Annotated in this window: 14 protein-coding genes and 2 pseudogenes; 7 read left to right on the forward strand and 9 right to left on the reverse strand. The window is 60.5% G+C overall.

What is annotated here, in order from left to right; translation table 11 throughout:
- Positions 1–42: 42 nt before the first annotated feature.
- The 3 genes from ACXHXG_RS29220 (at position 43) to ACXHXG_RS29230 (ending at position 2,198) form a co-directional block, all read left to right on the forward strand.
- The gene (locus ACXHXG_RS29220; protein ID WP_457901554.1) at positions 43–849 is read left to right on the forward strand and encodes a cysteine rich repeat-containing protein; all 807 of its coding nucleotides are present in this window, start codon (positions 43–45) and stop codon (positions 847–849) included.
- 234 nt (positions 850–1,083) lie between these two features.
- Complete coding sequence (locus tag ACXHXG_RS29225) at positions 1,084–1,872, forward strand: DUF2092 domain-containing protein (protein WP_457901555.1); 789 nt, start codon at positions 1,084–1,086, stop codon at positions 1,870–1,872.
- Positions 1,869–2,198 (forward strand): hypothetical protein, encoded by a 330-nt coding sequence (locus tag ACXHXG_RS29230; protein ID WP_283047606.1) that lies wholly within the window; start codon positions 1,869–1,871, stop codon positions 2,196–2,198. The genes ACXHXG_RS29225 and ACXHXG_RS29230 overlap by 4 nt, the downstream gene beginning before the upstream one ends.
- A 202-nt stretch (positions 2,199–2,400) precedes the next feature.
- On the opposite strand, the gene ACXHXG_RS29235 is transcribed toward ACXHXG_RS29230, so the two are convergent.
- The 5 genes and pseudogenes from ACXHXG_RS29235 to ACXHXG_RS29255 form a co-directional block, all read right to left on the reverse strand.
- A complete protein-coding gene (locus ACXHXG_RS29235) occupies positions 2,401–5,559 on the reverse strand; it encodes an efflux RND transporter permease subunit (RefSeq protein WP_457901556.1) in 3,159 nt (1,052 codons plus the stop codon).
- A 139-nt stretch (positions 5,560–5,698) separates the two neighbouring features.
- A pseudogene (locus tag ACXHXG_RS29240) lies at positions 5,699–6,862 on the reverse strand (efflux RND transporter periplasmic adaptor subunit); the annotation flags it as partial.
- A gap of 170 nt (positions 6,863–7,032) precedes the next feature.
- Positions 7,033–7,590 (reverse strand): DedA family protein, encoded by a 558-nt coding sequence (locus ACXHXG_RS29245; RefSeq protein ID WP_457901558.1) that lies wholly within the window; start codon positions 7,588–7,590, stop codon positions 7,033–7,035.
- A 32-nt stretch (positions 7,591–7,622) separates the two neighbouring features.
- Positions 7,623–8,753 carry a calcium:cation antiporter gene (locus ACXHXG_RS29250; protein WP_104824446.1) on the reverse strand — a complete coding sequence of 377 codons (1,131 nt, stop codon included), beginning with the start codon at positions 8,751–8,753 and terminating at the stop codon, positions 7,623–7,625.
- Positions 8,754–8,875: 122 nt separating this feature from the next.
- Positions 8,876–9,067, reverse strand: a complete 192-nt coding sequence (locus tag ACXHXG_RS29255; protein ID WP_457901559.1) for a hypothetical protein — start codon at positions 9,065–9,067, stop codon at positions 8,876–8,878.
- A 642-nt stretch (positions 9,068–9,709) separates the two neighbouring features.
- On the opposite strand from ACXHXG_RS29255, the gene ACXHXG_RS29260 reads away from it, so the two are divergent.
- Complete coding sequence (locus ACXHXG_RS29260; protein ID WP_457901560.1) at positions 9,710–10,750, forward strand: MBL fold metallo-hydrolase; 1,041 nt, start codon at positions 9,710–9,712, stop codon at positions 10,748–10,750.
- Positions 10,751–10,795: 45 nt separating this feature from the next.
- On the opposite strand, the pseudogene ACXHXG_RS29265 reads toward ACXHXG_RS29260, so the two are convergent.
- Positions 10,796–11,659, reverse strand: a pseudogene (locus ACXHXG_RS29265) (haloalkane dehalogenase); the annotation flags it as partial.
- A 72-nt stretch (positions 11,660–11,731) separates the two neighbouring features.
- Between ACXHXG_RS29265 and ACXHXG_RS29270 the strand changes: the two are divergent.
- Together ACXHXG_RS29270 and ACXHXG_RS29275 are read left to right on the forward strand one after the other, a co-directional pair.
- Positions 11,732–12,214, forward strand: a complete 483-nt coding sequence (locus ACXHXG_RS29270) for a MarR family winged helix-turn-helix transcriptional regulator (protein WP_104824443.1) — start codon at positions 11,732–11,734, stop codon at positions 12,212–12,214.
- 152 nt (positions 12,215–12,366) lie between these two features.
- Entirely contained in the window at positions 12,367–13,053 is a 687-nt protein-coding gene (locus tag ACXHXG_RS29275) for a cysteine hydrolase family protein (protein WP_457901561.1), read from the forward strand.
- Positions 13,054–13,121: 68 nt separating this feature from the next.
- On the opposite strand, the gene ACXHXG_RS29280 is transcribed toward ACXHXG_RS29275, so the two are convergent.
- Entirely contained in the window at positions 13,122–13,853 is a 732-nt protein-coding gene (locus ACXHXG_RS29280) for a dienelactone hydrolase family protein (RefSeq protein ID WP_457901562.1), read from the reverse strand.
- Between the two features lie 213 nt (positions 13,854–14,066).
- Here ACXHXG_RS29280 and ACXHXG_RS29285 point away from each other — a divergent pair, with 213 nt between their 5' ends.
- Positions 14,067–15,590 (forward strand): S10 family peptidase, encoded by a 1,524-nt coding sequence (locus ACXHXG_RS29285; RefSeq protein ID WP_457901563.1) that lies wholly within the window; start codon positions 14,067–14,069, stop codon positions 15,588–15,590.
- 98 nt (positions 15,591–15,688) lie between these two features.
- Here ACXHXG_RS29285 and ACXHXG_RS29290 read toward each other — a convergent pair whose 3' ends face one another.
- Positions 15,689–17,203 (reverse strand): mechanosensitive ion channel family protein, encoded by a 1,515-nt coding sequence (locus ACXHXG_RS29290; RefSeq protein WP_457901564.1) that lies wholly within the window; start codon positions 17,201–17,203, stop codon positions 15,689–15,691.
- Positions 17,204–17,272: 69 nt separating this feature from the next.
- Positions 17,273–17,998 carry a FadR/GntR family transcriptional regulator gene (locus tag ACXHXG_RS29295; RefSeq protein ID WP_457901595.1) on the reverse strand — a complete coding sequence of 242 codons (726 nt, stop codon included), beginning with the start codon at positions 17,996–17,998 and terminating at the stop codon, positions 17,273–17,275.
- Between the last annotated feature and the right edge of the window lie 21 nt (positions 17,999–18,019).

Raw genomic sequence — 18,019 nt, forward strand, 5'->3', positions numbered from 1 at the left:
CTGCGACAAACGCGAAAGTTTTTTCTTTTGTGGGGGGAAACAATGGGCAAATCGGCGTCTTTTCTCGCGGCCGTCCCGCGTGGATGGCAATATCGCCTGTCGGCATACGTCGCGTCCTGCGCTTTGGTGTTCTGCGTTGCTGCTGGCGCGGTTCATGCGCAGCAGCCGACCGATGCGCAACGCAACGCCATCAAATCGGCCTGCCGCTCGGATTTCATAGCGCAATGTTCAGGCGTGACGCCGGGCGGCATCGAAGCGCTGACCTGCCTGCAACAGCATAGCGCGACGCTCTCTCCTGCCTGCCGGAGTGCCGTATCGGCGGTGGACACGACCAAAAAGAAGTCCAGTGCCGTTACGCCCGCCGAGACGCCGGCAACGGCGCCGGCACAATCCGGCGCAGCGACGACCGGAACGCAAACGTCCCAGCCGACGCAGGCACAGCGCAATGCGGTCAAATCGGCCTGTCGTTCCGATTTCATGGCCCAATGTTCGGGTGTGACGCCGGGTGGCTCCCAGGCGCTAGCCTGTCTGCGCCAGCACAGTGCGACTCTTTCCCCATCCTGCCAGCAGGCGGTTGCGGCTTTGGGAGGAGGCGCTTCGGCGCCTGCCGGTGGCGCCCAGGCGCCGGCAGCAGGCGGCGGCGCGGCGGCGATGCCCGGTGCGGGCATGCCGATGCCATCTTTCACGCCGCGCGAAGAATTGATCGTCCTGCGTCGGACGTGCGGCCCGGATTTCCGCGCCTTTTGCCGTTCCGTGCCGCTCGGCGGAGGCAGAGGCATTGCATGCCTGCGGAACAACATGCAACGGCTGTCTCCCACGTGCCAGAAGGTATTGACCAGCGGGTTATAGGATGCCGCCTCTCTCTTAGAGCGTCCCGCTTGAGGTGAATTCATCTTCAGGCGGAGAGGATGTTTGGGATCAAAAGAGCGGATTCTGTGGCGGGCGGGCAGCGGAACAGCCGCGGTCCATGGTCTTCAGAGGTCGAAGACCGACATTTCATGGAACTTGAGCGATACGGGCCTGCCGCAACCGGCAGCCTGCACATTCGGTGGATCAACGATGGCCCGAACGAAAGGTGTTGCCATGTCATCGATTTCGAACGTTCAGACATTCAAACGACTGCTGATTTTCGGTTCTGTTGGCGTCTGCTGCGTCTTCCCCACGGCGGCGTTGGCGGATGACGCCAAGGATATTCTGAAAGCCATGTCCGACTATCTGGCGGCGCAGAAGACGATGTCGTTTCATTATCAATCCGCGCTCGAGGCCGTGACGCCGGATTTCGAGAAGCTGCAATTCGTCAGTTCCGGCACGGCCAGCCTCACGCGTCCCGACAAGCTCAGGATCACGCGGACGGGCGGGTTTGCCGATGTGGATGTGAGCTTCGATGGCTCGACCCTGACCGTCCATGGCAAGAACCTCGACGCCTATGCCAAGATCGACGCCAAGGGGTCTGTGGACGAGCTGCTTGAGCGGCTGGTGGGTGCCGGTGTCGAGGCGCCGGGTGCAGACCTGCTGTCGACGAATGTCTACGATCTGATGATGTCGGATGTGACCGTCGCCAAACATATCTCCAGCGCTTTCGTCGACGGCGTCGAATGTGAATATCTCACCTTCCGCACGCCTGAAATCGACTGGCAGATCTGGATACAGACCGGAGCGCAGCCGATACCGCGGCGCTACGTCATCACCAGCAAGCATGTCGGTCAGGCACCGCAATACACGCTGGAGATCAGCGACTTCAAGAGCGGCGCCGATGTGGCCAAGGTTTCCTACAATATCGATATTCCGACCAGCGCGAAGAAGGTCGATCTTAGCGAACTCCAGTCGCTTGATGAGCTTCCCGCGCCTACCGATGTGGGAGAAAGCAAATGAGATATCCGAGATTATTGGTGGCCGCAGGCTTGGCCGGCGCTTTCCTTTTCGCCGATGTCAATGTCGAGCCGGGCGGGTTGATACCGCTGTCGATCGATTTCGCCACGCCGGCCGGCGCCATCATTGGCCGGCCCCTGACCCCGCTTTCCTATGCGGGCGTCGCCCGCAGAACGACGCGCCGCGTGGTGGCGGGAACGACGGCTGGCATCGCCGTTCTGCCGGCGGGCTGCGTCTATGGGGCCTATTATGGCGGCTATTACTATCGCTGCGGATCCGGCTACTATGCCAAGAGCGGCAACGTCTATGTCAGGGTCGTCGTGCAATAGGGGCAAGATCCCGTGCGCCAACTGGTCGTCCGTGGCAAGGCAGTGAGTTCAGATCGGATGGCGCCCTCGGATAGATGGCTCGGGCGCCATACTTGCTCTTAAAGCATGTCGCGCAAAAGTGTGCGGCGGTTTTGCGATAACGACATGCGCACAATCAAAGACCTAAAGCGCAAGGAGCAAATCCCAGAGATCGCGATGCGCTTTAGTCCGCGGCTTGCGAAACCGGCTGCGCGACCGTTCGGCGTTTTCTATATTCCTCGATGCGTTGCAGCACGACATAGAACGAGGGAACGAAGAGTACGGCGAGGCAAGTCGAGGCGATCATGCCGCTGAAGACGGATATGCCGATCGACTTGCGGGCGGATGCGCCGGCTCCCGTCGCCAGCACGAGCGGCACGACACCGAGAATAAAGGCGAAGGATGTCATCAGGATCGGCCTGAAGCGCAGGCGCGCCGCCTCGACCGCGGCGTCGAGAATTTCCATGCCTTGTTCCCGTTTCTCCCGCGCGTATTCGACAATGAGAATAGCGTTTTTCGAGGCAAGCGCGATCAGCAGGATGAGCCCGATCTGGGTGTAGAGGTTATTGGCGACGCCCACAGCGCTCAGCGCTCCCACCGTTCCAAGCAGGGCGAGCGGCACCGCCAGCAGCACGGCCAACGGCAGGATCCAGCTTTCATATTGGCCGGCGAGCACGAAATAGACGAGAAGCATGGCAAGGGCGAAGATGAAATAGATCTGACCGCCGACAATCTTTTCCTGATAGGACAGAGCCGTCCATTCGAAGCCCGTTCCGGGTGACAGCGTGCGGTCGGCTATCTGTTCCATGACATCGAGCGCCTGCCCGGAACTGAAGCCTCTGGCAGCTCCGCCGACGATCGTGGCCGTCGGATAGAGGTTATAGAGGCTGATGAGGGACGGGCCTTGCTCGGCGGTGATGTCGACCACCGTGCCAAGCGGCACCATGGTGCCATCGCCGGCCTTGACCTTCAGGTTGCGAATGTCGTCAGGCCGAATCCGAAAATCGGGCGATGCCTGCACATAGACCTGGAAGGTCCGCCCGAATTTGTTGAACTGCGTCACGTAGCTTGATCCCACGTAGCCCGAAAGCGCCGAGAAGACCTGTCCGACGGTCACGCCGAGCGTCTCCGCCTTGATGCGGTCGACGGAAACGGAGAGCTGGGGAACGTCGGCGCGGAAGGATGTGCTCAGCCGCTGCAGCGCCGACTGCGCATTGCCGTTCTTGACGATGGTGTCGGCCAGACCCTGCAGCAGCGGATAATCGAAATTCCCGTTCCTGATCTCGACCTGCATGGTAAAGCCATTGGCATTGCCGATGCCCTGGATCGGTGGAGGCACGATCACCAGCGTCTTTGCCGCCAATATATCCCGCAGGGCGCCGTTCAAATGTTCGTAGATCGACAGCAGGTCCTGTCCCTTTTCCTTGCCGCGGATACCCCAATCCTTGAGCACGACATAAGCGACGCCGGCATTCGGCAGGCTGGCGTTATTGTCGAGGACGGAGATGCCGCTGATGGTCAGCACCTGGTCGACGCCGGGCGTCTGTTGCGCAATCTTGCCGACCTGTTCCATGACTGCATCGGTTCGCTCCTTGGAGGCGCCATCCGGAAGCTGGGCGTTGACCAGCACATAGCCCTGATCCTCTACCGGCAGGAAGGCGGTCGGCAGGCGTGTCAGCCCCCACACGGCGACGCCGATCAATGCCAAGGCAACTAGGACCGCGATGCCACTATGATGAACCATGCCGCCGATAAGCCTGGCATAGGCATGCTCCGCCCGGTCGTAGACCTTGTTAAAGCCGCGATAGAAGAAGTTGCGCCTCTCAGGCGGTACGGGCGCACGCAGCCAGAGTGCACATTGCGTCGGCTTGAGCGTCATGGCGTTGATGGCGCTGATCAATGCGGTCGCCGCAATGACGAGTGCGAATTGCTTGTAGAGCTGTCCCGTCAGACCGGGGAGGAAGGCTGCCGGGATGAACACCGCCATCAGGACGAGCGTGATGCCGATGACGGGGCCGAACAGCTCGTCCATCGCCTTTTCGGCAGCCAGTCTGCCCGGCATCCCTGCCTCGACGTGACGGGTGACACCCTCTACGATGACGATGGCGTCGTCGACGACGATGCCGATGGCTAGAACGATGGCAAACAGCGTCGAGAGATTGACGGTGAAACCGAGCGCCGCCATCGCTGCGAAGGCGCCGATGATCGTCACCGGAACGGTCGTCGCCGGCACGAGCATTGCGCGCCAATCCTGCAGAAAGACGAGAATGACGATGAGCACCAGGACGCCGGCCTCCACCAGCGTCACGTAGACCTCGTCGATCGACGCCGTCACGAATTTGGTCGTGTCGAACGGAACCTGGTAGGCAAGGCCCGGCGGGAAGCTCTTCGAGAGTTGCGCCATCTTCGCGGCGACGTCCGTCGCGACGGTAATGGCGTTGGCTTCCGGCAATTGGAAAATGCCGATGCCGGTTGCAGGCCGCCCGTTCTGCATGAAGGACTGGCTGTAAGTCTGGGCGCCGAGCTCGACGCGTCCGATGTCGCGAATGCGCGTGATGCGTCCGCCATTCTGCTGATCGACTTTGACGATGATGTTCTCAAAGTCGACGGCGTCGTTCAGCCGCCCGCTGACGTTGAGCGTATACTGGAAATTCTGGCCGGGCGGCACGGGCGGTATGCCCACCTGACCGGCCGTTACTTCCTGGCTCTGCTGTTGCACGACATTGATGATGTCCTGCGGCGTCAGACCGCGCGCCTGCAGCAGGTCCGGGTCCATCCAGATGCGCATGGCATATTGGCCGGCGCCAAATACCGAGACATTGCCGACGCCGGGCAGGCGGGCCAATTCGTTCTGCAGGTTGATGACGGCGTAATTGGACAGGAAAAGGCTGTCATACCGACTGTCCGGCGAGGTGAGGGTGACAAATTCGAGGATAGACGTCGATTTCTTCTGTGTCGTGACGCCCTGCTCCTGAACGGCCTGCGGCAGCGACGGCATGGCGATGGCGACACGGTTCTGCACGAGGACCTGCGCCTGATCGGGATTGGTGCCGATCGCGAAGGTCACTGTCAGGGAATAGGTGCCGTCGCTGGCGCTCGTCGACTGCATGTAGAGCATGTTCTGCACGCCGTTGACCTGCTGTTCGATCGGCAGTGCAACGGTGTCGATGAGAGTTTTCGCGCTCGCGCCGGGATAACGCGTCGTCACCTGTACCGTCGGCGGCACAACGTTCGGATATTGTGCGACCGGCAATTGGAAGAGCGCGACCGCGCCGATGAGGACGAAGACAAGCGCCAGAACATTCGCGAGCACCGGCCGCTCGATGAAGAAGCGCGAGATCATGCTGTCCTCCTCGGATCTTGGCGTGGGAACGAAAGCAAGTTCATGGCGTGTCGGATTTGGCCGTATCAGACTTGGCCGCATCAGACTTAGGTGCATCGGGCTTGGATGAATCGATTGCGGGCGCAACATTGTTCGACGCGCTAGCGGTCGCGGCGGCGTCCAGCGCGACTTTCTCCGGCGCGACCTTGCTGCCGGGGATGGCCTGTTGAATGCCTTCCGTCACTACCCAATCGTTGGCGTCGAGCCCGGATTCGATGACGCGCAAAGCCCCTTCGCGCTGGCCGGTTTTCACTAGCTTCTGCTCAACGGCGTCATCTTTTCCGACGACCAGCACGTAGCTGCCCTGCTGGTTGGTGCCGATGGCATCGTCGCGCACCAGCAGCGCCTTGTCCTCATGCCCGACAGGCACGCGCACACGTACGAAAAGACCCGGCAGAAGCGCGTGCTCCTTGTTGTCGACGATGCCTCGCACGGACAGTGTTCCGGTTGATGCATCGACCTGCGGCGAGGCGTAGTCGAGATGACCCTTGAAGGGATAGTCGGTCGCATCCTGCAGGCCGATTTCAAAGGGAATGGTCGGAAGGTCGGTTTGCCGGAACGTGTGTCCTTGCTTTGCCATCTCCTGCTTGATCATCAGCACCTGCGGCTCGCTGACATTGAAATTGACATAGAGCGGATCCGTCTGGACGATAGTCGCCAGCTTGGTCGGGCCGGATACGCCGACGAGAGCGCCGACATCGACGAGATGGGCGGTTACGGTGCCGTCAAAGGGCGCCAACACCTTCGTATATCCGAGATTGATCTTCGCAAGCTCGAGACTGGCCTGGGCATTTAGGATGGTCGCGTTCGCCTGATCAAGCGTCGCCTTGGCGCTGTCGACGGCCGTCTGGGTCGTAACCTTCTGCTTGCTCAGATTGAGCTGCCGCTGATATTCCTGATCGGCGCCGACCTGCGATGCCTGAGCGGAGGCGAGTGTCGCCTGCGCCTGATCGACCTGGGCTTCGTAGGTGTTGCTTTGGATGCCGAAGAGCTGTGTATCCTTCTTGACCGGCATGCCATCCCGATAGTCGATCGACTCGATGAGGCCCTGTACGCGGGCCTCTATGTCGACGGAATTGATCGCTGCAGTGTTGCCCGTAAGCTCGAAATATCGAGTGACGGTCTGCTGCAGGGGAAGCGCTATGCGCACCTTGGGTGGTGGCGGGGCAACATAGGTGTTGTTGCTTCCGTCGCATGCTTGAAGAGAAATCGTGCACAGGAGCACGATGTAAAATTGTAGACCTTGAGAAAATCCCCCACGCATTCCTGACACCCCCGATAAACTGCGAGTTCCAGTCTTCATGCGCGCCTCGTCGGCAACCATGCGGCGTCGATGGATCAAGGCATGTGACACTATGAAGCGCCATTGCTAAAAATTGCAATAGCCCCGTGCCTGCAATTCATATGCGCCGCCCTGGCGAAGGCCGAACGCGACTACGCAGGCCGTCTTTTTCGGAATGTCATCATGACAAGAAGCAGGACAACGATAATCCCGGCTGCAATCAGGACGTGGTGGTGGAGCGGCAGATGGCCGAACGTCTGCTCGATACTTTGTCCGAACAAATAGCCTATTCCGGTGAAGAGCGATCCCCAGACCAGGGCTGCGGCAGCGTTGATCAAGACGAACTTTATCGCTGAAACGCCGGACATCCCGATTGCGACCGGACTGATTGCCCGAAAGCCATAGATAAAGCGGAAAGCGAAGATGAAGCCGGTGGGATGGCGCTCCAGAAGCTGCGTGACGCGTGCGAACGCCGGTTTCTCGATGATTTTCTGGACGCGCGGATAGTGCCGGGCATAGCGGCCGATGAAAAAGAGCGTCTGATCGGCGATGAAAGAACCGGCGCAGGCGGCCGCGGCCGCATTCCAATAGGTCATGAGGTGACGATGCGAAAACACGCCGCCGAGGATCACCATGGTTTCGCCCTCGATGGCAGCACCAAGGAAAACTGCCAGGAGGCCATATCTTGCGATCAGAAGCTCGATGGTCATGTCGGTGGCTCCGGACCGGGACGATGTGAACCTTACCGCTGAAAGATGAGCAGCACGTAACACAGGAAAAGGACAAGGTGAACGGCACCCTGCATCACATGGGTCCGGCCGCTGGCGAAGGTAATGATACTGACGGCGAGCGTCAGAATGAGCATCACGAGATCGCCGCCTTCAAGTCCCAGCGTAACGGGATGTGCAAAGAGATAGCTGACGACGAGCATGGCGGGCACGGTTATCCCGATTGTTGAGAGAACCGAACCCAAGAAGATATTGATCGAACGCTGCAAGTGGTTGGCGGCGGCCGCGCGCACAGCGCTGATGGCTTCCGGCGTGGCAACCAGCACCGCCATGACGACGCCGCCGAAGGCGACAGGCGCACGCAATGTTTCAATCACGTAGTCGATCGGCTTGGCGAGTTCTTCGACCAGGAACACCACCGGCCCCATATAGGCGAACAGGAAAACGGTGTGAAACCATATCGCCCTTCGGCCAGGGCGAGGGTCTGGTTTGACGTGCGGCTCGCTCTCGTCGGCAAAAAAATGGTGATGGCGGCCCGCCTGAAGCATCAGGAAGACGCTGTAGAGGCCGACGGAAATGATTCCGAGCACCATCTGTCTCGGCATGGAAGGGTGCGGGCCGGCGGCACCGTACAGGAAGCTCGGCATGACCAGGCTCAGCGTCGCCAATGGCACGATAAGGCCGAGATAGGCGTTGGCGCCCTGCAGGTTATGGGACTGCTCCGGTCGGCGCCAGCCGCCGAATAGCAACGATAGTCCCACCATGCCGTTGAGGATGATCATGATCACCGCAAAAAGCGTATCACGGGCGAGGGTAGGGTTGTTCTCGCCGTGGATCATGACGGCGGAAATGGCCATCACTTCGATCGAGGTGATGGCGAGCGTCAGGATCAATGTGCCGTACGGCTCCCCAAGCCGTTCCGCGAGATGGTCAGCATGCCGGACAACGGAAAGGGCGGAACCCAGCACGGCAGCAAAAAGTGCAAAGAAACTGAATGCGAGCCAAACAGGATTGGACAATTGCTGAAACAGCTCGCCTTCGAAGCTAATGATAAACAGGCTGGTCAGGATGCTGATCGCCAGAAACCATTCCTCGCGGAAAAGGCGGGTCAGTTCGTGAGGACGAAATGCCAGACTGTCCGTCATTGGAATGATGGCCTTGCAGAAAACTGTAGCTGCGAAGCGATAACCAATGTCATCATATCCCCCCAACCCGCGCTGTCGGACGCCCGCAAACCGCCTGAACCGTATCGCCCGAGTTCGAAATTCTACACGGGTTTGCCGCTTTCGGCGAGATCGGCCAGTGCGCGTTCGAGCCGGACCACGGAAAAGTGGCCGGCGTTGCGATCGAACATAGGCTTGGCCGCGGTAGTTGTCTTCTCCGCAAAAAGGGCAAAGAGCGCTGTGATGTCCCAATTATATGGCTTGGATTGCCACAGATCTGCTTTTTCCTGCAGCACCGTACCGCATTGGTCAGAACTGACCTCGTGCGGTTCGGATAGTCCTGATTTATTGCCTGCGCTCCCTTCTCATATCTGAGGGAGCTTTCCCCGCTTTGCCCCGCCTCATCCGATGGGCGGGGCTTTTTTCTGGGCGGTTCACAATGCGATTCGTCCAAATGTCGGATAATACTGTGTGCCGTCGAATGGGGCTAAGTTTTAGGTGTAGTTTATTTAGCTGTTGACGATATTTAATTATCGTTTAACTTCAATTCGTTGAATATTTGACGCCCGCCTGTCACCGCTTAGCAGGTGGGCGCTTTTTTTGTTGCAGAGGCGCACGGAACTATTATGATGTTGCCATCATAATTCTTTAGCACCTCGCCATCCCCCCAAAGTGGCGGGGTTTTCTTTTGCCGATCGCTACGATTCGATCGTGCCGGTCGCTTCAACGACGAGCGTCCCGGCCATATTACTCAAAGTTTTCCTCGGCTTCTCTTAAGTCAAGCGCGTTCTTGCGAGAGAAAATCCAAGAATCGGCGCAGCGCATTCAAGGGGAAGAGCTCCCTCATGGTTTGCCGTTGCCTAAATTATTGAAATGTAGAATAACTATACCAAGGAAAAGATTTGATCCGGGGCAAGACTTGCGCAAGGGAGCCGCAGATGATCTTTCGCCAGCTCTTCGACAGCGTGTCCGGTACCTACACCTATCTCATCGCCAGCCGGCGGGGCGGCGAGGCGCTCATCATCGATCCCGTGCTCGAGAAGGTTGACCGCTATCTTCAGCTCGTCGAGGAGCTCGACCTTAAGCTGGTCAAGGCCGTGGATACGCATTTGCATGCCGACCATATCACCGGATTGGGTGCGTTGCGCGACCGCACCCATTGCATTACCGTGATGGGCGAGCAGACCCTTGCCGACGTCGTTTCCATGCGCGTGACGGAAGGCGACCGTGTCGCGATCGAGGGTTTGAGCCTCGACGTACTTTATACGCCGGGCCACACGGACGATTCCTATTCCTTCCTCATGGGCGGCCGCGTATTTACCGGCGATACGCTCCTCATTCGCGGCACCGGACGCACCGATTTCCAGAACGGCAATCCGCTTCAGCAGTACGATTCGATCTTCAACAAGCTTCTGAAATTGCCGGACGAAACGCTGGTCTATCCCGCCCACGACTATAAGGGCGATACTGTTTCCACCATCGGCGAGGAGAAACTGTTCAATCCGCGCCTCAAGGTCCGGTCGGCGGATGAGTATGCGGACCTCATGAATAATCTGAAACTTCCCAACCCGAAGATGATGGATGTGGCCGTGCCGGCCAATGTTCATGTCGGCTTTCATCAGGATGAGATCGCGCGCAAGGGCTGGGCCGTCTCGGCGGCGGAAGCATTGGTGCTGCGCGGTCGTCCCGACATCGCGATCGTCGACTTGCGCGAGAAGAGCGAGCGTGAAAAGCATGGAACGATCCCAGGCTCGCTGCATGCACCCTATCCGGATTTGCTGGAAAACATCAGCGCGGGCGGCATGCTGCATGAGCTGGCAGCGGCCACCGGCAAAAGGATCATGTTCTATTGCGCCTTCGGCGAGCGGTCGGCGATGGCCGTGCAAGCGGCCCAGGACGCGGGCCTGGCGACCGCCTGTCATATAGAGGGCGGCATCGCGGCCTGGAAGAAGGCGAACGGGCCGGTGGCCACGCCGTAAATCAGCGATGGCGCCACCATCTGACACTCGGCTCCGTCCGGCTTTCTAACGAAGATTCCGCCGATCCGCCCACCGGGAGATTGCGGCTGCAATTGCCTCGGGTTGATCCTCCGGCGCGACATGGCGGGCCGGGCCGCATTTTTCGATATCCAGATTGGCGATGTTCGCCCGGCACCAGTCCGTCATCCTCTCGCCGATCAACAGGGTCTCCGTCGGACCGTCGAAAGTCAGAAGCAGCTTTGGGACATCCGCGCTCACCGCCAGCCAGGCGTCGTAGGCTTCGATCCGGGCGACGACATCGGCCGGCTCACCTGCGATCGGCATCGCGCGGGGCCATTCGAGCAGGGGGCGGCGGCTTTCGCGAGTGGGGTAGGGTGCGCGATAGACGGCATGATCCTCGTCGCTCAATCCGTTGAGGATGGTGGCCCGCAGCGCCTGCTCGATGAAGAAATTCTCGTCGAGAACCTTGGCCTCACCGGTGCCTGTCGAGCGCAACGCCTCATAACGCGGGCGTGCGTTCGGTAGATCATCCCAGTTCATCGGTCGGACGATGGTTTCCATGAAGGCGATGCCGCGCACCCGTTCGGGATTGCGGGCCGCCCAGTCGAAGGCCAACGCGCCGCCCCAGTCGTGGCCGACCAGCACGACACCGGTGAGTTCCAGAGCGTCGAACCAGGCGTCGAGATAGCGGGCGTGATCGGCGAAGCGGTAGGGTATATCGGGTTTGCCCGAGCGGCCCATGCCGATGAGATCGGGCGCGAGACGGCGCGCGGGCTCACCGATGTCAGGAGAGATATGCCGCCAGAGATGCGACGAGGTGGGATTGCCGTGGAGAAAGACGAAAGAGGTTCCGCTCCCTGCATCCTCATAGAATATCGTCGAATTCAACACATCGATGGAGGGCATGGGGTATTCTCTCTTCTGAAGAAATGGTAAGGTACCTGTCTATTAACATAATGGTCAGTTGCCTGTCTATATCCTATGGAAAAATGCGTTCCCTCCCATCCACCACTCGGCCTCTTGCTTCGCCTTGTGCACCAGCACTGGACGCAGGCGGTCGAAGCCGCGCTGGACGAAGCCGGATTCAGCGATATCCGCCCACCACATGCCAACGTCTTCACCTTTGCCCGGCCGGAGGGCATCCAGGTCAGTGAACTCACCAAGCTCGCCCACGTGCGTAAGCAGACGATGACGCAAGCGGTCGAAGAGCTCGAACGGCTGGGTTATGTCGAGCGCCGTCCGGATCCCAACGACCGGCGTGGGCGGCTGGTCTTCCTCACCGAACGCGGCAAGGGCGTGCGGCCGATCGCCATGGCCACGGGCCGTCTGGTCGACGAACGCTGGGCGGAGATCGCCGGGTCGGAAGAGATCGAACAAATCAAGCATGCCTTGCAAAGACTGCTCGGCAAGCTGCAGAGCGGCGACGACACCGCCATCGGGCCGGAGGAACAGGCCGACTCCTAAATCGGTCGTCTCAACCGCGTTCCCAAAGTCTCTAATCTTCTGTTCGGTAACGCCGGGATCACAAAGAGTTTCGTTATCAATCTCCGAGGTTTGACCTATCTAGGTTGCAGCGTCCGGCCAATGGAACCCATGGGGTTCAGGAGAGCGATTTCATGAGACATATCCGCAGCATGGTGCAAAAGGCAGCCTTCGCTTTCGGTGTCGGCTTCGTTGCTTTGAGCGCGGCCATCGGTCCCGTCGGCACGATGCCGGCGTCCGCCCAGACCATCATCGACGACTGGCAGAAGGTAAAGCCGCCGGAGGCGCCGGAATTGAAGCCGGTGACGGTCGATCCGAAGACGACGGCGCTGCTGATCCTCGATTTCAATGGCGCGCAGGACCCGACCAAGGGGCCCTGCAACAAGAACACCAAACCGCGTTGCCTCGCCTCCGTGCCGAAGGTGAAGGCGATGCTCGACGAGGCCCGCGCCAAAGACGTGTTCGTCGTTTATAGCCTTGCCGGGGTGGGCGAACCTCAGGATATCGCCACGGATCTTGCGCCGCTGGCAAGCGATCCGATCGTCAAGTCCGGCCCCGACAAGTTCATCGGCACCAATCTCCGCAACATCCTCGCCGACAAGGGCATCAAGACCGTGATCGTCACCGGCACGGCTTCCGAAGGCGCGGTTCTCGATACGGCAACCGATGCGGCGCTGAACGGCATGAACATCATCCTTCCCGTCGACGGCATGTCGTCCACCACGCTCTACGGCGAGCAATATGTCGCCTGGCACATGGTCAATGCGCCCGGCGTTTCGCAGAAGACGACGCTCACCAAGATCGACATGATCAAGTTCTGAGACGCTGCCCAAACCGATACCCCGCCTCGGATGGGACTGAAGCGGGGTGCCTTTGCATTGCAGCGTCTTTAGTTCAAAGCCTCGGCAAAGAGGTTCAACAGGCGCTTCCAATGTCGCTCCGCGCCGGTCTCGTTGTAGACGCCGTGGTCGGGCACAGTCCAGCCATGGGCCATGCCGACATAGTTCTCGATCATATGGTCGACCCCGCCTATGCGGAGCGCTTCGGCGAGGCGGGCGGATTGCTCCGGCGGGAAGCTGTTGTCGACGCCAGCAACGCCGATATAGACGCGGGCCTTGATGTCGGCGGCCAGACGATGTGGGCTGTCTTCCGCGTCGCTGGCAAGATTGCCGCCGTGGAAGGTAGCGGCGGCGGCGATGCGGTCAGAATAGGCGGCCGCTGCGGTCAGCGCACGGGCGCCGCCCATGCAATAGCCGACGGTGCCGACCGGTCCGGTGGCGCCGGCTGCCGTCAACGCATCGAGAAAGGCGGCGCTGTCGCGCTTGGTCATCTCCTGCGTCGTGCCGCGCACCATCCCCATGATTGTTTCGCGCGAGGCCGGATCACCGAAGGACGTGCCGTTGAACGGACCATAGGCGCCGAAACGATAGAACAGGTCGGGCAGCAGCACGGTATAGCCGGAGTCAGCAAGCCTTTGCGCCATGTCGTAAAGCGCTTGGCGCGGGCCCATGGCATCCATGTAGGAAATGACGCCGCGCTCGGCGGAGACGCCGTTGTCGGGGCGGAAGATGGCGGCTTTCGCGACGCCATCGGTAGCGTTGATTTCGATATCCTGTTTCATCATCAAGTTCCTTGCGGTCTGGTTCGAGTGTTCGTTTCCCCGACTGGGGCACTTTGGCAAATGGCCGGAAGGCGCTCAATGACCTTTTCCTTTCAAAGGGATGCGGCAGGCGGATCGGCGATCAACATCTCTTGAGTTCCCGCCTTCGCCGTCGGTGGAATAGAATTCGAAGCGACGGCGTCGATGCGCGGGGCCGATGGAGGATGCGTACCCATGTCTTTTCGCCAGATCGTTCCAAGCCTTGCGCTGGTCTTTTCCCTCGTCTCGACACTCGCCTTCGCCGCGCCGCCGGAGCAGGGCCGCTCTGCCGGCGGCGGTGGCATTCTCTCGCTGTTGCCGCCGGATGCGGTCAGCGATCATGTGCTGAATGCCGATGGCAAAAACATTCCCTATACGGCGACAGCGGGTACGCTCGATCTCTTCGGCCAGGACGGCGAACGCACCGCGGCGATCTTTTATACCGCCTATGTCGCCAAGAACCGCGACGACGGCAGGCCGGTCACCTTCGTCTTCAACGGCGGGCCGGGCGCTGCATCGGCATTCCTCAGTCTCGGATTGGTCGGACCGCGCATTGTTGATTTCGGCCCCAGCGGGCGCGACGGGGCCAACGCCAAGCTCGTCGACAATCCCCATAGCTGGCTGAATTTTACCGATCTCGTCCTGATCGATCCGATCGGCACCGGCTGGAGCCGGACGGTCAAGCCGGATGACGCCAACGAGTTCTACAACATGCGCGGGGATGCCGAGAGCCTTGCCAAGGCCGTTGCGCTTTATGTCGCCCATAATGGGCGCGCTTCCTCGCCGAAATATATTCTCGGCGAAAGCTATGGCGGGCTGCGCGCGGCGAAAGTCGCCACCAGCCTGCGGCAGGATCAGGGCATCCTCATCTCCGGCATCGTCATGCTGTCTCCGCTGATCGAAGGGCGGCTCGTCTTTGGGGCGAATGATCTCGCTCTCGGCGCGGCACTCGAATTGCCGTCGCTAGCTGCCGCCGAGTTGGAGCGGAAAAATGCCTTCAGCGAGCAGGGGGTCGCAGACGCCGAAAAATTTGCGCTGAACGAATATCTGCCGGCCCTCGCAGGCAATCCCCCGACCGGCGACGCCGGCCGCGCTTTCTACGAGCGCGTTGCCAAGCTGACGGGCATTCCCGAAGATGTGGTGGCCAAGAACCAGGGCTTTCTCGGTGGGGTATATCAGAAACATTCCGATGGTGATGGCGCCGATATCGTCAGTTCCTACGACGCTTCGTTCCTGGCGCCGGACCCCTATCCGGAATCGGAAGCCGGCCACAGCGACGATCCGGTCCTCGACGGTTTCGTGCGCGCCTATGGCGGCGCCTTCTCCAGCTATGCACGCGACGAACTCGGCTTTCGCACCGACATGACCTACAATCTGTTGTCTGGCTCCGTGAACGAGCATTGGAACTGGGGCGGCCGCAACGGCGGTTCGCGTTTGCACGCAAGCGGGACGGATGACATCAAGGAGATGCTGACCCTCGTCCCATCTTTCCGGCTCCTGGTGGCGCAGGGCTATAGCGACCTCATCGTGCCCTTCGGCGTCAACAAATATGTGCTCGATCATCTGCCGCCGGCCTTCGCCGACCGCGTGGCGCTGAAGCTCTATCGTGGCGGGCATATGTTCTACACGCGGCCGACGTCGCGCGAACAATTCACCGCAGACGCCAACGCGTTTTTCACGGCGCAGCCTGCGACGACACCTCCGGCGCAGTCCAATTAGAGCAATTACAGGAAAAGTGCGCAGCGGTTTTCCGTCCGGAATTGCGTAAAAACAATAGACTAGGGCGGTTCAGCGATTCCAGGAAGCGCTCAACCGCTCTAGTCATGCTGTAGCTGAAACAGATGTTTGATGCGTGAGGTCAGCGAACCGATCGGCGCGCCGTTGACCAGCATGTCGCTGGGACCGAAGAGATGGCGCTCGGCTTCGATGCGCTTCGACATGATCGCCCCGAGCTCTTCCGCGATGGAAGGCCGGTCGTGCAGCAGAGGCGCCAGGCAATCCTCGTCGATCTCGTAGGTCACCACGAAAGTCAGCGCCCGAATGGTGCCGACTTCGCCGGCCCCCATCAGCAGGCCGCCTTCGCCGAAATAATCGCCGGGAGCGAGCCGCGTCAATTCGATTTGGCGCTGTGCCTCCTTGCGGGTGATGCTTATGACGCCTGAGCGCACAATGGTCAGCGCGCGCAGCCGCGCATCCTGTTCGGCGATGACGGCGTCCTTGTGGTAGGTGCGGCGCTGCATATGCGACGCCAGATGCTCCTTCTCGTCCTCGGTGAGCGACGAGAACAGCGGAATATTGTTGAGCAGCCGCCATGGCGTGCCTGGATGCTGGGCAGCGCTCCCCGTCTCGGCCTGCGTTTCCGACGGCATGGTGACTGCGTCGGGTGGGCCTGCGAGTTTCAGCCCGCCTGCTTTCGAATGGCGATAGATGAGGTCGTTGATCTCATTCTTGGCGGCCGTCATCTGCGATATGTCGCGGATACGGAAATTGAGTTGCAATTCGACCGCCTGTCCATCGATCGCATTGATCATCACGCTGGGCTCGGGCGTCTTCTGGATCGTGTTGCAACTAATCAGCACGTTGCGCATGACGTCGGCGATGACTTTCGGCTGCGTGGTCGGCTGGACGCGGACGGTGATGGTGACGCCGTGGCTTTCGTCCGGGCTCGAGAGATTGGTGATCCGACTTTTGGCAAGGGCGCTGTTCGGGATGACGACGAGGTCGTTGGTGCCGCTGAGCAGATGCGTGGCCCGCCAGTTGGTCTCGACGACACGGCCCTGGACGTCATTGTCGAGCACCACCCAATCGCCGACGGAATAGGGCCTGCCGAGATTGAGCGCGATGCCGGAGAAGACGTCGCTCAGCGTGCTCTGCAGCGCGAGACCGAGAATGATGGCGAAGACGCCGGAAGTTGCGATCAGCGTGCCCACGGGTACGCTGAAGACATCGGCGATCACGGAGAGAGCCGCGCCGAGATAGATGACGCCAACGACCAGGTCCTGCAGCAGCCGGGCTTCGCGCGGCTTGCGCTCGAAGATCAGGAACAGGCGCACGAAGGCGACCAGCACCCAGGCGCCGTTGACCCACCAGACGATCTTGGCGAAGCCGGTGAAGATACGAAGCTGCACCGTGTCCTGCGCCTGCGGCGGGGTCGGCTCGTAGGGCACGATGCCGTGATAGAGCAGAAGCGCGGTCAGGCTGATGAAAAACGCGATCTGTCCGATCAGCCGACCGGCGCGCCGGTGGCGAAGCAGGATGCGGCTGACGAATGTGCCGATGACCACCAAGATGCAGAACTGGACGATCGGATCGGCGAGGAGCGCAATGGACATGACAACGACCGCGTTCAGTCTTTCGGATGGGCGGTAAATTGGCATGAACTCGGCCGCAATACCATACGGCTAACCGCGTGCTTTCCTTAACGCATCCGAAATCTCGTCGCGGGCAACGCCGATCAGGCGCTCCATGGCGCTGCGGGCGTCGTCCGGGCGGCGCATGCGGATGGCTTCCAGCACCTCCTGGTGCATGGCAATAGCCTGTTCATGCGACGGACTGGCACGGTTGGTAAGGCGGAAGCTGGCGAGCAGTGCGGCGCGGATGGCGGTGGCGAATTGCAGATAGACCCAATTGCCGCTGGCGCGGATGATCGCCGTATGAAATTCGAGATCCGCCCGGCTCCAGGCCTCGTTGTCGCGGGCATTGGCCTCCACCATCTCCTCGAAGGCTTTCGATATGCGGAAGAGATGATGAGCGTTGGCGTTGGCGGCCGCCTGTGCAGCGGCAGCCGGTTCCAGCAATTGACGGGCCTCGATCAGCGAGGCGTGAAAGCGGTCGTCATTGCCGAGCCGCAGGGTGGCGTCGAGCACGAGCGGATCGAGATAGTTCCAGTTCTCCCGCGGCAATATGGTGGTGCCGGCGCGGGTGCGCGAACGGATCATGCCGAGGGCGGCCAGATATTGCATGGCTTCGCGCAGGCTGGTGCGGCTGACGCCGAATTGCTCGGTCAGTTCCGCCTCGTTCGGCAGCGTGGACCCTTCGGCCATTTCGCCGGACATGATCCTGTCGATGAAGCTTTGCAGCAGCGCTTCGCGCACGCCGCGCTTGCCGCCCTCCGAAAGCCTGGGCATAGCCGCGGTCAATTTGCGCCC

This window comes from Rhizobium sp. LEGMi-198b (assembly GCF_054114205.1).

Excerpts from the sequence above, each read along its gene's own strand:
- ACXHXG_RS29285 (WP_457901563.1), top strand. The coding sequence starts at position 14,067 with ATGTCTTTTCGCCAGATCGTTCCAAGCCTTGCGCTGGTCTTTTCCCTC.
- ACXHXG_RS29295 (WP_457901595.1), bottom strand. The coding sequence starts at position 17,998 with ATGCCCAGGCTTTCGGAGGGCGGCAAGCGCGGCGTGCGCGAAGCGCTG.
- ACXHXG_RS29260 (WP_457901560.1), top strand. The coding sequence starts at position 9,710 with ATGATCTTTCGCCAGCTCTTCGACAGCGTGTCCGGTACCTACACCTAT.
- ACXHXG_RS29245 (WP_457901558.1), bottom strand. The coding sequence starts at position 7,590 with ATGACCATCGAGCTTCTGATCGCAAGATATGGCCTCCTGGCAGTTTTC.
- ACXHXG_RS29235 (WP_457901556.1), bottom strand. The coding sequence starts at position 5,559 with ATGATCTCGCGCTTCTTCATCGAGCGGCCGGTGCTCGCGAATGTTCTG.
- ACXHXG_RS29230 (WP_283047606.1), top strand. The coding sequence starts at position 1,869 with ATGAGATATCCGAGATTATTGGTGGCCGCAGGCTTGGCCGGCGCTTTC.
- ACXHXG_RS29290 (WP_457901564.1), bottom strand. The coding sequence starts at position 17,203 with ATGTCCATTGCGCTCCTCGCCGATCCGATCGTCCAGTTCTGCATCTTG.
- ACXHXG_RS29250 (WP_104824446.1), bottom strand. The coding sequence starts at position 8,753 with ATGACGGACAGTCTGGCATTTCGTCCTCACGAACTGACCCGCCTTTTC.
- ACXHXG_RS29270 (WP_104824443.1), top strand. The coding sequence starts at position 11,732 with ATGGAAAAATGCGTTCCCTCCCATCCACCACTCGGCCTCTTGCTTCGC.
- ACXHXG_RS29280 (WP_457901562.1), bottom strand. The coding sequence starts at position 13,853 with ATGAAACAGGATATCGAAATCAACGCTACCGATGGCGTCGCGAAAGCC.
- ACXHXG_RS29275 (WP_457901561.1), top strand. The coding sequence starts at position 12,367 with ATGAGACATATCCGCAGCATGGTGCAAAAGGCAGCCTTCGCTTTCGGT.
- ACXHXG_RS29225 (WP_457901555.1), top strand. The coding sequence starts at position 1,084 with ATGTCATCGATTTCGAACGTTCAGACATTCAAACGACTGCTGATTTTC.
- ACXHXG_RS29220 (WP_457901554.1), top strand. The coding sequence starts at position 43 with ATGGGCAAATCGGCGTCTTTTCTCGCGGCCGTCCCGCGTGGATGGCAA.